Raw genomic sequence first — 13,923 nt, forward strand, 5'->3', positions numbered from 1 at the left:
CGGGAGAGACGGCATGAACCAGCAGACGATGCAGAACCTGACCTTGTTCGACCTTCTGGCGCGGAGTTGGCGTCGCCCGTCGGCAATCGCCGATCTGCGCTTCAGCGCCGACGGTTCGGCTGTTGCCTTCACCTGCGTGGATGGAACCATCGCCATTGCCGCGGTCGCCGATCACGAGCCGCCGGAAACGCGGATCAGGGTGAGCAACGATCTCGGGCAGACGACGATCCGCCCAAGGGAAAAGCCACCCGTCCCGCTGATCGCCACGGCGGCATTCGGAGATGGCGATGTCCCGATCGCTGCCTATGCGCATTCCGGCTTTCTGGTCGGCGCGGCCAGCGGCGATGTGCTGCATCTGGCCGCCGACGGTGAAGCAGCGGCCCCCTTGGTCAGGATCGACGGACCGATCGCCGCCATCGACCACAGCGCCAGGACGGACATGACAGCCATCAGCAATGGGCATGATGTCTTCCTGTCGCGCGGCCAAGGCGGCGCAGTGCAACTGAAACATGCCGTGACATCGTCCATGGACGCCCTTGCTTTCTCACCTGGCGGGCGTCGCCTCGCCTGCGGCCTGGATGAGGGACTGTCGATCTGGTCCGTCGAAGGCGACGCCGCATTGATACGCGATGTCTCTTTTCCAGCGCGCCCGGTGTCGATCCGCTGGAGCGGCGACGGCACATGGCTGGCCTGCGGGCTGGAAACAGGAGGCCTTGCCCTGGTCGGCATGGCCGATGGCCGCGCCGACATCGTCACGGGATTTCCGTCGCCTGTGCGGACCGTGTACTGGAGCCGGCCGGCCAATGCGCTGTTTGCCTCGGGCGCCTTCCGGATCGCCGGCTGGTCGATGACCGCGCCGCCGGTTGGCGGCGAAACCTCCGGCGCGCTGGAGACGGGTCGTGCCGGGCTGGTGCTGGTCGAAACGGTGGCGGCGCACCCTGAGAAGAAACTCGTTGCGGCCGGCTACGCCAACGGGCGGATCACCATCGCCCAGATCGGCGCCCGCGACGAACTCCTCGTCAGGCCTTTGGGCAGCGCGGTCACCGCGCTTGCCTGGTCCGGCGACGGACGGCACCTGGCGGTGGGCGCCGTCGACGGCACCGCCGCGATCGTCACCTTTCCAGCGCAGATGTTCAAATAACGGACGCAGTCCACGTCAAACAGGAGGATAGAATGCAGACCGAACTCACCGCAGAGGACGAGAGCAAGGACGAATTTTTCGAGCGGCTAGCCAAGCTGTCGGAAGAGATGGTGGCCAGGCACGGCAAGGATTTCAGCATGGGCGCGCTGGTGCTCGCCGCCCGCTGGATCGCCGAAAACCGCGTCGGCCAGTTGAAGACGAACTGAACCAACGCGATTGTCCGTCCTCGGGCGACGGGACGAAATGAACAGCGTGACGCGCGACCAGGCTATGCGCCGGCTGTTGCATCAGACAATCTTTTGGCGTGCCATCTCAGATGGTCGTCCATGAATGTCGAAATGAAGAAATACGAGTGGTCGTAGCCGTCCTGCATTCGCAGTGTCAGCGGAATGCGGGCCTTGGCGCAGGCCGCATCGAGAAGCCAGGGCCTCAGCCCATCGTTGAGAAATCCGTCCGAGGTGCCTTGATCGATGAAAAATTCGGGAAAACGGTGTCCATCCTCGACGAGCGAGGTGGCGTCGTAGCTGCGCCACGAGGCCTCGTCCTTGCCGAGATATTTTTCGAAGGCCGGCCTCGACCAGCCGGCGGTGGCTGGCTGCACAATCGGCGCAAACGCCGAACAGCTTTTGAAGCGTCCCGGATTCTTCAGGGCAATCGTCAGCGCACCGTGCCCACCCATCGAATGGCCAAAGATTGACTGACGTCTCATGTCGGCCGGAAACTCCTGCGCGATCAGGGCGGGCAGCTCCTCGGTGATGTAGGAATACATGCGATAGTTCTTCGCGTAAGGCTCCTGAGTCGCATCGACGTAGAAGCCGGCGCCACTGCCAAACTGCCAATTGTCCTTCTCGTCAGGAATATCGGTGCCGCGGGGACTGGTGTCGGAACAGACGACGATCAAGCCAAGCTCCGCGGCCATCCGCCTGTACTCGCCCTTGTCCATCACATTCGCATGGGTGCAAGTGAGGCCGGAGAGGTACCACACAACCGGGCAAGGCATTTCACGGGCCTGCGGCGGCACGAAAACGGCAAAATTCATGTCGCAGGCGCAGGCCTCCGAAGCATGGGAATAGACGCCCTGCACGCCGCCATGCGACTTGGCAGCGGAGATGACCTTCATCTGTTCTGACATGTGCTTCTCTCCGCCAATTTCAAACGCCAACCACGGGTGGTGTCTACGGCATCGGTTGGGATCGCGGCAACCCCGGTGAACCTATCGGCGGCGCGACAGCCAAGGCTCACTCTGCCGGCGTCGGACGCACTCGAATTGACTGAGCGTCCCGGCGTCTGGCCATCACAATTTGGGACGCCCTGAAGCCGGCAAAGCGCTGACGCTGACCACCGTCACTTTCCGCTCGGCGGAGTGCAAGGACGAAAGTGCGTCCTGGGAGATACCCTCGTCGGTGATCACCTCGTCGATCTCGGAAATATCCGAAAGCGTGCAGAAACCAGGCGCGGTGAACTTCGAGCTGTCGACGAGCAGGATCGTCTTGCGGGCAGACGAGATCATGGCGCGCTTGAGCGACGCCACCTCCAACGACGTTTCCGTCAGCAGCGTGCCCGTCACAGCCGAAGCACCGGTCATGCAGAGATCGGCATGGAGCGTCTTGATGAAGCTCTCGCCCGGCTCGCCGGCAAGGTGCCGGTAGCCAGGACGGACGGTGCCGCCGGGCAGGATGATGCGCCAGGATTTGATGTCGGCCGCGAAATCGGCGATCTGGAGACTGTTCGTCACCACGGTCAACGGCAAATCCCGCTCGGCGGCGGCGCGCACCACCTCCATGACGGTGGAGGAACTGTCGAAGATAACGCTATCGCGAGCGCTCAGCCGCTGCGCGGCCTCGCGGCCGATCGCAACCTTTTCGGCATGCTGCAGCTCCGCATTGACGGTCATCTCGCGTTCGAAGGTGGCGCGCATCGGCTGCAGCAGGTGCGCCCCGCCATGGGTGCGCTCGAGGTACCCTTTTTCCACCAGATGTTCGAGATCGCGCCTTACCGTCGATTGCGACCCACCTATCGTGTCGGCGAGCTCCTGGATGCTGGCCGCGCCGCTGACGCGCAGGTGCTCCAGGATCAGCGCCTGCCGTTTGGCAGGAACGATATCGACGCGTTTGCTCGGAGACTCCATGCTTCACCTGCTCGATGGCCGACAGATTTCAGGCCAAATCAGTCAATCTCTACCAAATGGTGTAACCGCAATCCACAACCACCACCGCACCGGTCATAGCGCTCGCTGCATCCGAGGCGAGGAAGAGGATGGGGGCAGCAATCTCGTCGGCGCGCGCGACGCGCTTCATCGGCGTCATATCCATCCATACCGGCATCAGTCTGTCGTCGGTGAAGCCGCCGCGCGACATGACGGTATCGACATAGGTCGGCGCGACGCAGTTTACCCTGACGCCGCGTTCGGCCCATTCTCCGGCAAGGGAACGTGTCATGTGGTGGACCGCTGCCTTGGCCGAATTGTAGTGCACCTGACGTTGCGGCTTGTTTGAGACCAGTCCGGACATGGAACCGAGCGTGACGATCGAGCCACGGCCACGTTCGAGCATGGGTCTTGCGAACTCCCGGCAGGACCAATAGGCGCCGTTCAGGTCGACGTCGACCACCTTCAGCCATACCTCGTCGCTCATCTCCTCCCCGCCGGTGTCGGGCCAGGCGATCCCGGCATTGGCGATCAGGATATCGACCGCGCCGTGACGTTCGTTGGCGGATCGCGCAGCTGCGGCAACCGCCCTGGAATCGGTTACGTCGAGCTGCACCGCCTCGACATCGTGGCCCTTGCGCTTCAGCTCGTCGCGCCCTGTCTCCAGCACCTGCGGATCCATGTCCGATATGATGACCCGTGCGCCGGCCTCGGCGAGTGCTTCGGCCGTCGACAGGCCAATGCCGCGGCCACCGCCGGTGATAAAGGCAGTCTTGCCATCAAGGCGGAACCGTTCGAGAAACATGAGGATTGTCCTTCAGGCGTGTTGGAGGGTGGCATCGGCGTGGCGGTTGCGTCCGAGGATGAGCAGGCAGCCGGCGGTGAAGCTGTCGCCCAGGCCGAGCGTCGTCGCAGGCTTCTCCACATAGGGAGAAGCACAGGCAACGAAGGTCCAGCGTCCCTTGCGGACCGGCGTTTCGAAGGGAAGCGGATGGAACTCGGCCGTCGGCGCGATCGCGATGGTTCGTGCCGGTTCTCCATTCGCCGCCCTGGCGCTGGCTATTGCGCAGCCTGCCATCAGCGCACGTTCCTCTTCCTTCGGATCGTTCAGGGTCACAGCGGCGGCCCAGGTATCGGCATGCACGCAGACTCGCTCGAGATCGAACCGCTCGCCCAGCGCTACAAGAGCCTCCATGGGATGATGAGCAGACGGGTTCATGGCAAGCAGTTCGGAATGGCTCATTCCAAGCGAGGTGATTGCGCCGTGGGTGTGTGAAAGGAGCTCCTCGACTGCCTGCTGCGTCGCATAGCCCGCCAGCTCGAAATGGATCGTCCGGAGCCCGGCTGCCTTCCAGTCGCGGCTGAGCGCGAAGACGTGGCGGCTGGCCGCGCCGACATTCTCCACCGCCTCGTCGTTCAGTCCGGAAAGGAGCCCCGCGGCGGCCGACGCCGCCAACCGGCGCGACATGGCTTCGAAGTCCTTGTCGCGCTGAATGCCGCGGTCGCAGAAGCGAATGATGACCCGTGAGGAACGAGGCGGCACGACAGCGCCGATCGCGCGGCCGGCCGTGAATTCGAAGATGAAGATTTCGGGGATGTGCGGACCAGCGGTCGATACCGCATCCGACGTCTTGAGCGCCCCCCTTTCCGCCAGCAGAACGCCTGCCGGTATCTGCCGCAGCATTGCCGCGTGGCGATCCTCGAGGGCGACCACAGAGCGAACGCCAAGTTGTCCGAGCACCCAGGCCGCCTGAGGCCCGGTTCCGCCCAGGGCATAGCGCGGCCGCAGCCGCTCGCGCAGCCATGCCGGGCCTTCCGGCCAGTCGAACCGTACCTCGCCGCCCACCCCGCGCGCCGCACGGGACAGAAGGAGATTGGCAAGTTGCGCCGCCGGCGTATCGGCCGGCGCGTCCAGAAGCGGCTGGATGTCGTGCATCTCGACCCGCGCATCGACGCATGCGCTGATGCCGCACAAGAAAAGGCCCGCCGACGAAAGGGCGTCCCTGCCGAGCGGACCGGACCGTGGATCGATCAGGGCGGAATAGCTTTCTGCGCACGACGTGGCGAAACCATCACTCAAGGCCGCGATCCTCCTCACCCGACGCTGCCAATTGCTATCATTATCTTCCAAATCGTCAATGCGATTTTTGCCGCTTCGCGCCTGAATTGCCCGGATATACCATTGCGAGCCCTGCTTTTGCGCAGCGCAGCAAGAAATTTTTGCTGCAAATGCTCAAATTGCTCCATATGTCGGGCAGAAGAAACTTTTCTGTTTATAAACAATAATATAATACAAACTACCGCTTCGGCGAGCAGGGCGTACCCGCAGCGAAACGCCGGAAAATGATCTGCGTTGGCGCAAAATTAGAAAGATTTAGATAGCTATTGACAGATTATGAGAAATATCCGCATATGATGCCGAGCCTGGAGCGGCCAAGGAAGAGCGCCGACAGCAGGGCCTTACAACATTTCTACCGAGGAACACCTATGCTCACGAGACTCGACAGGAAGCTGGCGAACATCCGCGCAGGCCGCTACAAACCGACCGATTTCGTCATTGCCGATGCCAAGGACAGCGACGTCGGCGCCGGCGTGACCGCCACGGGCTTCGACTATTCGGTCAAGCCGCCGCGCCGCCGCAGCCGCCAGGAATTCATCGCCCAGATCGAGGAGATCATCAAACAGGACATCGTCGACCTCATGCTGGTGTCGCAGTCCAACCTTGATCTTCTCGACGAGCGCGGCGCCTTCTTCGGCAGCGAGATGAAGCCTGCGATCCGCGGCAATCTGGAAACAATGTGCTGGGGCGCCGTGCGCCACGGCACCTATACGCAGCAGCCGTCAGTGCCCTTCCGCGACACCAATCTCTCGCGCGCCATTGCCAGCTATCCGAAACGCGGTACGGACCTTGCCCTCTATTCGGTTTCCTTCAGCAACGATGTCGAACTCGACATCCGCACGCTGAATGAATTTGCCGCCTTCCGCGCCGAGGCGGCCCGGACCAACTTCAAATATTTCTACGAGGTCTTCAATCCGAGCGTCGACATCGGGCTCAACCGCGAGCAGATCGGCGAATTCGTCAACGACCACATCATCAAGTCGCTGGCGAGCGTGCCGCAGGCCGAACGTCCGCTTTTCCTGAAGACGCCCTATAACGGGCCGAAAGCGCTGGAGGAACTCGCCAGTTTCGACTCCGAGCTGATCGTCGGCGTGCTTGGCGGCGGTGCCGGCACCACGCGCGACACGTTCGAGCTCGTCGCCCAGTCGGAACGCTATGGCGCTCGTCTGGCGCTGTTCGGCCGCAAGATCAACCTCGCCGAGGCGCCACTTCACCTTATCGTTTTGATGCGGGCGGTTGCCGACGGCACGGTCGGCCCGGAGGAAGCGGTGCGCGCCTATCATGGTGACTTGCAGAAGCTTGGGCTGACGCCGAACCGTTCGCTCGCTGACGATCGGGTGATCACGGAAGACGTGTTGACGGTCGCGGCCGCCAAGGCCGCCTGACACCGGAACTGATGAGCGGCGCGTGAACCGCCGCTCCATTTGGACGTGACCCTCCAACGGGTCACTGCGCCCGCGGGTAGGAGGCTCGCGACGCGCATTACGTGGGAGAAAAAGGGAGGAATAAAATGAGGAAGCTGCTGTTTCTTGCGACGACGATCCTCGGCGCCGCTCTTTCTGCTGCTTCGGCGAATGCCGAACAGAAAGAGGTGACGGTCTGGTCCTGGTTCATCCAGAGCACGATGGACAAGTCGATCGCCGCCTTCGAGAAGGTCCATCCGGACGTCAAAGTCAAGTACACGTACTACAACTACTCGCCCGAATACATCACCGCCCTGAAGGCGGCGGCGGCGTCCGGGAGCCTGCCTGACGTGATCGGCCTGCAGCCGGGTTCGCTCACCCAGCAGTATCGCGAAAATCTCGAAGCGGTGAACGAACGCGCCACCAAGCAGTGGGGCGACAAGTGGGCCGAAAAAGTATTCCCCGTCAATCGCAAGCAGATGCTGATGGGCAATCCGAAGGGCGACGAGAACTATTACATCATTCCGCAGGAGTCCCAGGTTCTGTGCATCTGGTACAACCGCAAGATCTTCGAAAAGCTCAATCTTTCGGCTCCCAAGACCTATGCCGATCTGAAGGCGGCGGCCAAGGCCCTGACCGACGGCGGCTACATCCCGATGTTCCAGGGCGCGGCCGATGGCTGGCAGAACGAGAACGTCTTCCTCATGCTCGCCAACCAGTTCTCGGCAGGCATCGTCGACAAGGCCCAGGCCGGCGAAACGCCCTGGACAGCGCCGGAACTCGTCGCGGCCATGAAAGCCTGGAAGGGTCTTTTCGACGACGGCATCTTCCAGCAAGGAGCGCTCGGCGCGCATGCCTATCCGACCGGCGCTCAGCTCTTTGCCCAAGGCAAGGTCGGCATGATGGCGCTCGGTTCCTGGTGGATGCAGGAAAGCAAGTTCCCGCCGCCGCTTTCGGAGTATGTCCAGAACATGGACGGCTTCGATTTCTTCTACATGCCGCCCGTCAAGGACGGCAATTCCGCCAGCCCGCCCGTCGGCGGCATCGACATCGGCTACGGCCTGACCAAGAACGGTGGCAAGAACCCCGAAGCCTGGACCTTCCTTGCCGAACTCACCAACGGCGTCGGCTTGCAGGAGGCGTTGAACGACCTCAACGACCTTCCCGCCTTCGAGGGCAATTCGCCGAAGGGCGACATCACCGATCATGTGAAGGAGATTTCGGCCCGCTTCATGGCTGATCTGCCCAAGGCGGAAAACCAGCGCTTTGCCTCGCCGGCAGTCGCAGAGGCGCTCGACAATGCGCTTGCCGGTGTCGCAGCCGGCAGCATCGAGCCGGAAGCAGCGCTCGCCACCGTTCAGGCGGCGACCGACAAGGCACTTGCTGCAAAGTAACCTGAGACGAACGACCGGGCGCCGAAGCGCGCCCGGTCCCTTTCAGCCTGAAGTGGCGAGCATCATGAGCACAGAAGCCATGCGAGCCGGGTCCGCCGTCGCGGCGGTCAAACGGCGATCGGCATCCAGAGCTTCGAAGCTCTATCTTTTCGTGCTTCCGGCGACGCTTCTGTTCGTCGTCTTCATCGCCTATCCGATCCTCTGGGTTGCCGGGCAGAGCCTTTATGTCGGCACAACTGGCGGAGCGGTCTTTGCCGGGCTTGCCAACTACATGACGGTTCTCGGCGACCCGACCTTCTGGACCGTGGTGCGCAACATGTTCCTGTGGGGCGTCATCACCATACCGGTGCAGATGCTGATCGGCGGACTGCTTGCCTATTTCATCGAGCGGCATACGCATGCCCTTCGCGGCTTCTTTCGCACCATGTTCTTCCTGCCGGTGGTGACTTCGGTTTCAGTCATCAGCCTGGTGTGGGTGCAAATCTATGCGCCCTATTACGGCATTGCCCAGGAGTATCTGAAGGATGTCGGCATCGTCATGGTGACGTCGCCGATCGGCGACCCGAAGACCGCGATCTACGCGCTGATCATCGTCAACATCTGGCAGTGGACCGGCTTTTCGATGCTCATGTACATCGCCGGCATCGCCAACCTGCCCAGCGAGGTGCTCGATGCCGCCCGCATCGACGGCGCGAAGGGCTGGCGGCTGGCCGTGCACGTCATCGTGCCAATGCTGGCACCTGCAACGAAATCCCTGCTGCTCTTGGGTGTCATCGGCACGTTGCAGACCTTTCCCATCGTCCACCTGATGACCGGCGGCGGTCCGAACCGGGCCAGCGAGGTCTTCGGCACGTTCATCTTCAAGCAGAGCTTCGTGCTGGGCGACACTGGCAGCGGCGCCGCGCTCTCCGTCATCGTGCTGGTCATCGCACTCGCCCTCTCGCTGATCCAGATCGCGGCGCTGGGTGCCCGCTTGTCGCCCGCAGGGAGGCAGAGCCCGTGATGACGCCGCTCGCCCGCACCCGAATCCGCAGCATGGTCATCCATGCGGTTCTCTTCATCGTGCTCGGCTTCTGGATGGTCCCGCAGATCTACATGCTGTCGATCGGGCTGCGCACGCCGGCGCAGGCCTTCGACGCGGAGCTGTTCACCTGGCCGGTGACCTTCGACAACTTCGTCACCGTGATCCGCGACAATCCGCTGGGCGCCATCTTCCTGAACAGCCTGATCATCACCGTCGCCACCGTGGCGATCGTGGTCGCAGTCTCCTCGCTCTTTGCCTTCGCCTGCGCGATCCTGAGGCTGAAGGGCTCGATCTTCCTGTACACGACGCTGCTGACGACCTTGATGGTTCCGCTCGCTTCCATGGTCCTGCCGCTCGCCATCCTGCTGCAGAACTTCGGCTGGGTGAACACCTATATCGGCCTCATCCTGCCCTATGCGGCGCTCGGCGTGCCGTTTGCCATGGTCATCCTGAAATCCTTCATGGAAGATGCCCCGCACGAACTCTTCGAAGCGGCGCGGGTGGATGGCTGCAATGCCTGGCAGACTTATTGGCACGTGGCCTTGCCGCTGGTGCGGCCGGCCCTGGTTTTCGTCACGATCTGGCAATTCATCGTGACGTGGAACGAGTTCTTCCTCGCTCTCATCGTCCTCACCAAAAGCGAGATGAAGACACTCACCATCGTGCCGATGCAGTATTCCGGCCTCTACATGGCCAACCCCGGTGCCCTCTTCGCAATCCTGACGCTGATCGCGCTTCCCCTCATCCTTCTCTATGTGCTGGTGCAGCGCGCCTTCGTGCGTGGCCTGCTCGCCGGTGCCGTAAAAGGTTAGATCCATGGCGACGCTTTCGATCGACAAAGTCACCAAGGCCTACGGCAACACCACGGTCATTCCGGAACTGTCGCTGACAATCGAGGACGGCGAGTTCTGCGTGCTGGTTGGGCCGTCGGGCTGCGGCAAGTCCACACTGCTGCGGATCATCGCCGGTCTGGAACCCATCAGCTCCGGCCGGATCCTGGTCGACGGCATGGACATGAGCGGCGCCGAGCCGCCGGAACGCGGCGTGGCCATGGTGTTCCAGTCCTACGCGCTCTATCCGCATATGAATGTCGACCGCAACATCGGCTTCGGCCTGAAAATCGCACGGACGCCTGCCGCCGAGATCCTCGAACGTGTCAGCCGCGCTGCCGAAAAACTGCGGCTCGGCTCTTACCTGAAGCGTAAGCCGCGAGAGCTTTCCGGCGGGCAGCGCCAGCGCGTCGCGATCGGCCGGGCCATGACGCGCAAGCCTAAGCTTTTCCTGCTCGACGAGCCCCTTTCCAATCTGGATGCGGCGCTGCGTGTCGGCATGCGCCTGGAGATCGCGCGGCTGAAGGCCGAACTGGCGTCCACCATGGTCTACGTCACGCATGACCAGGTGGAGGCGATGACGCTCGCCGACCGCATCGTGGTCATGAATGGCGGGCGCATCGAACAGGTCGGCACACCGCTCGACCTCTATCATCGGCCAGACAACCTGTTCGTTGCTGGTTTCATCGGTTCGCCGGCGATGAATTTCCTGAAAGGCTGTGTCGATAAAGTTGAAGGCAACCAGGTGACGGTCAGCCTGGAGCTCGGGCTTTCGCTGACGATGCAGGTTTCGAAGGCACCGCGGGCGGGCGCCGAAGTGACAGTCGGCATTCGGCCTGAACACATCGTGCTGTCCGCCGAGGGGCAGGCCGATGCTTTCATCGTCAAGGCGAGCGTGGTCGAACTGTTGGGCAGCGACACCTTCATTCATGTTCGCGAAGGCGAGGAGAGCCTAGTCATCCGCGACAGCGGCGGCCGCATGGCGCGCGCGGGGGATCGCATCGCGATCTCCTTGCCGCCCCGCGCCTGCCATCTCTTCGACAAGGTCGGCCAACGAATTTTCGATGCGGCGGCAGCCACCGAGCCCGCCTGACAGCAACTTGAAGAACACCACGAAGAGGGAACCATGACGGATTTTCACGGACGAAATATTCTGGTGACGGGCGGCAGCGGCGGCATTGGCGGCACCACTGTGCGGCATCTGGTGCGGGCCAACGCCAATGTGATCGCAGCCGGGCGCTCGCAAGAGGCGCTCGATGCGATCGCCAGGGAGACGGGCTGCCGTACCGTGACCTTCGACCTCGCCTCGGAAGACGAGATCCGCGACGCGCTCGAAGGCCTCGACCTCTGGGGCGTCGTCAATTGCGGCGGTTTCGGCGGCGAGATCGCGACGCCGATGGACACCGACATCGCCATCTTCGATAAGGTGATCACCATCAATGCGCGCGGCGCGCTGCTGGTCACCAAATACGCGACGCGGCAGATGGTGGCGATCGGCAAGGGCGGCGCGATCGTCAACGTCTCCAGCCAGGCAGCACTCGTCGCGCTCGACGGCCACATTTCCTATGGCTCCTCCAAGGCGGCACTCGAAAACATCACGCGCTGTTCGGCGCTGGAGCTCGGCAAGTACAATATCCGCGTCAACAGCGTGAACCCGACCGTGGTCATGACGCCGATCTCATCGGGCCATTGGAGCCAGCCGCATGTCGCCGAACCATTCCTGAAACAGATGCCGCTCGGCCGCTGGGCGACGGAGGATGAAGTCGCCGGGCCGATCGTGTTCCTGCTCAGCGACGCCGCCTCGATGATAACAGGCATTCACCTTCCTATCGACGGTGGCTACACCTGCCGATGAGGCCTGTGGCCGGGGGCCGCTGCTTGTAGCGGCCCATTTCCTCGCGCCGGTATTGAAGTCCGGACGACCTGCTAACCGGCTTGAAGTCCTGCCGGTTCTTCGAACTTCGCCGCGCCGGTCATGATGGCGACGACGTCGGCCATGGTGTGGGTTTTCGGACTGACCACGGCCGCACGTTTGCCCAGGCGCATGATGTGGATGCGGTCGGCGATTTCGAAGACGTTCGGCATGTTGTGGCTGATCAGGACCACCGGCAGCCCGCGCTGCCGGATGGCCCGGATCAGGTCGAGAACCTGGCCCGTTTCCCGCACGCCGAGCGCTGCCGTCGGCTCATCCATGATCGCGAGCTTCTTGGCGAACAATGCCGCTCTGGCGACCGCGACGCCCTGACGCTGTCCGCCTGACAGCGATTCGACCGCGCTGCCGATCGACGGCAGGTGGAATTTCAGCTCCGCCATGCTGCGCTCCGCCTCCGCGCGCATACCCTTCTTGTCGAGCATGCGCAGGACATTGCCGAGGAAGCCGGGGCGGCGGCGTTCCCGGCCCAGAAACAGATTGCTGGCGATATCAAGCGCCGCGGCGACGGCGAGATCCTGGTAGACCGTCTCGATGCCCAGCTTGCGGGCGTCCAACGGACCCTTGAAATGGACGGGTTGGCCGTCCAGCAGGATGTCGCCACTGTCAGGGATGAGCGCGCCGGTCAGCGCTTTGATCAGCGAACTCTTTCCAGCACCGTTGTCGCCGACCACCGCCAGGATTTCGCCGGAGCGCAGTTCGAAATCGACACCATCGAGGGCAGTGACGTGCCCGTAACGTTTAACCAAATTGCGCGCTTCGAGGATAACAGGCGCCATCACCGCCTCCCCCTGGTCAGCTGATCGAGCGCGACCGCCACGATCACCAGAATGCCTGTGATCAGATCCTGCCAGAGTGGATCAATACCGGCGAGCGTCAGCCCGTTGCGCAGGACGCCGACGATCAGCGCGCCTATCAGTGTGCCGATCAATCCGCCCCGGCCACCGAACAGGCTGGTGCCGCCGATGACGACGGCGGTGATGGAATCGAGATTGGCGGTCTGCAAGGCGTTGGGGTCGGCATTGGGGATTCGGCCGAGCGCCAGCCAGGCCGCGATCCCATAGATGAACGCGGCAAGGACGTAGACCGAGAGGAGAAGCCGGCCTACCGGTATGCCGACAAGCCGGGCAGCTTCCGGATTGTTGCCAACCGCGTAGACATGCCGTCCCCATTGGGTCTGGTTGAGAAGGAACCAGACCATTCCATAGAGGAGGAGCATGATGATGACGCCATAGGTCACGATGAAACCGTTCAGGCGGATGGTGTTTCCCGTCCAGCCGAGAAATTCGTCGGTGACCGAAAATGCCCCGCCCGCCGAAATCAGCCTGAGCGCGGCGGTGATTATGCCCAATATACCGAGGGTGACGATGAAGGGCGGCAGGCGCAGGCCGCTGATCAGGCTTCCAGCCGCGACACCGGCCGCCGAGCAGGCCAGAACGGCCAGGGCCATTGCCGCGATCGGATCATAGCCGCTGTTGGCCAGTTTCCCGGCAAGGATGGTGCCCAGAACGCATATCGCCCCCACCGCGAGATCGATACCGGCCGTCAGGATGATCAAGGTCTGGCCAATGGCCAAGGTGCCGATGATCACCGTCTGCTGGAGAATGATCGAGAGGTTTTGCGTGGCGAGAAAACGCGGATTGGTTAGCGAAAAGATCACGCCGAAAACGAGCAGTACCAGCAATGGGCCCACCGATGGCGTGCCGATGACCTTCTTGGCAATGCTGGACGTCCTGCCGAAAGAGAGTGCCGATGGCGAATTCATAAGTGCCCTCTGGAACAGTCGCCGCGTTCCCAGCCTCAAGGGTCGGGCCGAAAACGAACGGGACCATGCCGATACAGATATACCGTCTTGCCGACGGCCTGTCCGGCATGGTCCCGCCGGGAGGATCTAGAGCAATTCCAGGAAAAGCGTGAAACGGTTTTCCCGGGAAAA

Annotated in this window: 14 protein-coding genes; 8 read left to right on the forward strand and 6 right to left on the reverse strand. The window is 62.6% G+C overall.

Annotated features, from left to right (window positions below; translation table 11 throughout):
• The first annotated feature begins 13 nt into the window (after positions 1-13).
• Together HB777_21260 and HB777_21265 are read left to right on the forward strand one after the other, a co-directional pair.
• The gene (locus HB777_21260) at positions 14-1,141 is read left to right on the forward strand and encodes a WD40 repeat domain-containing protein (GenBank protein QND66191.1); all 1,128 of its coding nucleotides are present in this window, start codon (positions 14-16) and stop codon (positions 1,139-1,141) included.
• Positions 1,142-1,173: 32 nt separating this feature from the next.
• The gene (locus HB777_21265; protein ID QND66192.1) at positions 1,174-1,347 is read left to right on the forward strand and encodes a hypothetical protein; all 174 of its coding nucleotides are present in this window, start codon (positions 1,174-1,176) and stop codon (positions 1,345-1,347) included.
• A 62-nt stretch (positions 1,348-1,409) separates the two neighbouring features.
• Here the strand turns inward: HB777_21265 and fghA are convergent, their stop codons facing one another.
• The 4 genes from fghA to HB777_21285 form a co-directional block, all read right to left on the reverse strand.
• Positions 1,410-2,273 (reverse strand): S-formylglutathione hydrolase, encoded by an 864-nt coding sequence (gene fghA, locus HB777_21270; protein QND66193.1) that lies wholly within the window; start codon positions 2,271-2,273, stop codon positions 1,410-1,412.
• 162 nt (positions 2,274-2,435) lie between these two features.
• Positions 2,436-3,269: a DeoR/GlpR transcriptional regulator gene (locus HB777_21275; protein QND66194.1), complete on the reverse strand. Its 834-nt coding sequence runs from the start codon at positions 3,267-3,269 to the stop codon at positions 2,436-2,438.
• A gap of 49 nt (positions 3,270-3,318) precedes the next feature.
• Positions 3,319-4,092 (reverse strand): SDR family oxidoreductase, encoded by a 774-nt coding sequence (locus HB777_21280; protein ID QND66195.1) that lies wholly within the window; start codon positions 4,090-4,092, stop codon positions 3,319-3,321.
• Between the two features lie 12 nt (positions 4,093-4,104).
• Positions 4,105-5,367, reverse strand: coding sequence for a 6-phosphofructokinase (locus HB777_21285; GenBank protein ID QND66196.1), 1,263 nt, complete (start codon positions 5,365-5,367; stop codon positions 4,105-4,107).
• A 407-nt stretch (positions 5,368-5,774) separates the two neighbouring features.
• Here HB777_21285 and HB777_21290 point away from each other — a divergent pair, with 407 nt between their 5' ends.
• The 6 genes from HB777_21290 to HB777_21315 all read left to right on the forward strand — a co-directional run bounded on the left by HB777_21290 (position 5,775) and on the right by HB777_21315 (position 11,912).
• On the forward strand, positions 5,775-6,791 hold the full coding sequence (locus HB777_21290; GenBank protein QND66197.1) for a hypothetical protein: 1,017 nt from the start codon (positions 5,775-5,777) through the stop codon (positions 6,789-6,791).
• A gap of 125 nt (positions 6,792-6,916) precedes the next feature.
• Positions 6,917-8,203 (forward strand): extracellular solute-binding protein, encoded by a 1,287-nt coding sequence (locus HB777_21295; protein QND66198.1) that lies wholly within the window; start codon positions 6,917-6,919, stop codon positions 8,201-8,203.
• A 64-nt stretch (positions 8,204-8,267) separates the two neighbouring features.
• On the forward strand, positions 8,268-9,206 hold the full coding sequence (locus HB777_21300; protein QND66199.1) for a sugar ABC transporter permease: 939 nt from the start codon (positions 8,268-8,270) through the stop codon (positions 9,204-9,206).
• A complete protein-coding gene (locus tag HB777_21305) occupies positions 9,206-10,039 on the forward strand; it encodes a carbohydrate ABC transporter permease (GenBank protein ID QND66200.1) in 834 nt (277 codons plus the stop codon). Before HB777_21300 ends, HB777_21305 begins: the two co-directional genes overlap by 1 nt.
• 4 nt (positions 10,040-10,043) lie before the next feature.
• A complete protein-coding gene (gene ugpC, locus HB777_21310; protein ID QND66201.1) occupies positions 10,044-11,150 on the forward strand; it encodes a sn-glycerol-3-phosphate ABC transporter ATP-binding protein UgpC in 1,107 nt (368 codons plus the stop codon).
• Between the two features lie 33 nt (positions 11,151-11,183).
• A complete protein-coding gene (locus tag HB777_21315; GenBank protein ID QND66202.1) occupies positions 11,184-11,912 on the forward strand; it encodes an SDR family oxidoreductase in 729 nt (242 codons plus the stop codon).
• A gap of 71 nt (positions 11,913-11,983) precedes the next feature.
• Here the strand turns inward: HB777_21315 and HB777_21320 are convergent, their stop codons facing one another.
• Positions 11,984-12,766 carry a sugar ABC transporter ATP-binding protein gene (locus HB777_21320; GenBank protein QND66203.1) on the reverse strand — a complete coding sequence of 261 codons (783 nt, stop codon included), beginning with the start codon at positions 12,764-12,766 and terminating at the stop codon, positions 11,984-11,986.
• Complete coding sequence (locus HB777_21325; GenBank protein ID QND66204.1) at positions 12,766-13,752, reverse strand: ABC transporter permease; 987 nt, start codon at positions 13,750-13,752, stop codon at positions 12,766-12,768. Before HB777_21325 ends, HB777_21320 begins: the two co-directional genes overlap by 1 nt.
• Between the last annotated feature and the right edge of the window lie 171 nt (positions 13,753-13,923).

Origin of the sequence: Mesorhizobium loti (assembly GCA_014189435.1) — a bacterium.
Taxonomy (GTDB): domain Bacteria; phylum Pseudomonadota; class Alphaproteobacteria; order Rhizobiales; family Rhizobiaceae; genus Mesorhizobium; species Mesorhizobium loti_G.

Bases quoted from the DNA above. Each gene is read 5' to 3' on its own strand.
- HB777_21265 (QND66192.1), top strand. From the start codon at position 1,174: ATGCAGACCGAACTCACCGCAGAGGACGAGAGCAAGGACGAATTTTTC.
- HB777_21290 (QND66197.1), top strand. From the start codon at position 5,775: ATGCTCACGAGACTCGACAGGAAGCTGGCGAACATCCGCGCAGGCCGC.
- fghA (QND66193.1), bottom strand. From the start codon at position 2,273: ATGTCAGAACAGATGAAGGTCATCTCCGCTGCCAAGTCGCATGGCGGC.
- ugpC (QND66201.1), top strand. From the start codon at position 10,044: ATGGCGACGCTTTCGATCGACAAAGTCACCAAGGCCTACGGCAACACC.
- HB777_21305 (QND66200.1), top strand. From the start codon at position 9,206: ATGACGCCGCTCGCCCGCACCCGAATCCGCAGCATGGTCATCCATGCG.
- HB777_21315 (QND66202.1), top strand. From the start codon at position 11,184: ATGACGGATTTTCACGGACGAAATATTCTGGTGACGGGCGGCAGCGGC.
- HB777_21280 (QND66195.1), bottom strand. From the start codon at position 4,092: ATGTTTCTCGAACGGTTCCGCCTTGATGGCAAGACTGCCTTTATCACC.
- HB777_21325 (QND66204.1), bottom strand. From the start codon at position 13,752: ATGAATTCGCCATCGGCACTCTCTTTCGGCAGGACGTCCAGCATTGCC.
- HB777_21320 (QND66203.1), bottom strand. From the start codon at position 12,766: ATGGCGCCTGTTATCCTCGAAGCGCGCAATTTGGTTAAACGTTACGGG.
- HB777_21300 (QND66199.1), top strand. From the start codon at position 8,268: ATGAGCACAGAAGCCATGCGAGCCGGGTCCGCCGTCGCGGCGGTCAAA.
- HB777_21260 (QND66191.1), top strand. From the start codon at position 14: ATGAACCAGCAGACGATGCAGAACCTGACCTTGTTCGACCTTCTGGCG.
- HB777_21275 (QND66194.1), bottom strand. From the start codon at position 3,269: ATGGAGTCTCCGAGCAAACGCGTCGATATCGTTCCTGCCAAACGGCAG.
- HB777_21295 (QND66198.1), top strand. From the start codon at position 6,917: ATGAGGAAGCTGCTGTTTCTTGCGACGACGATCCTCGGCGCCGCTCTT.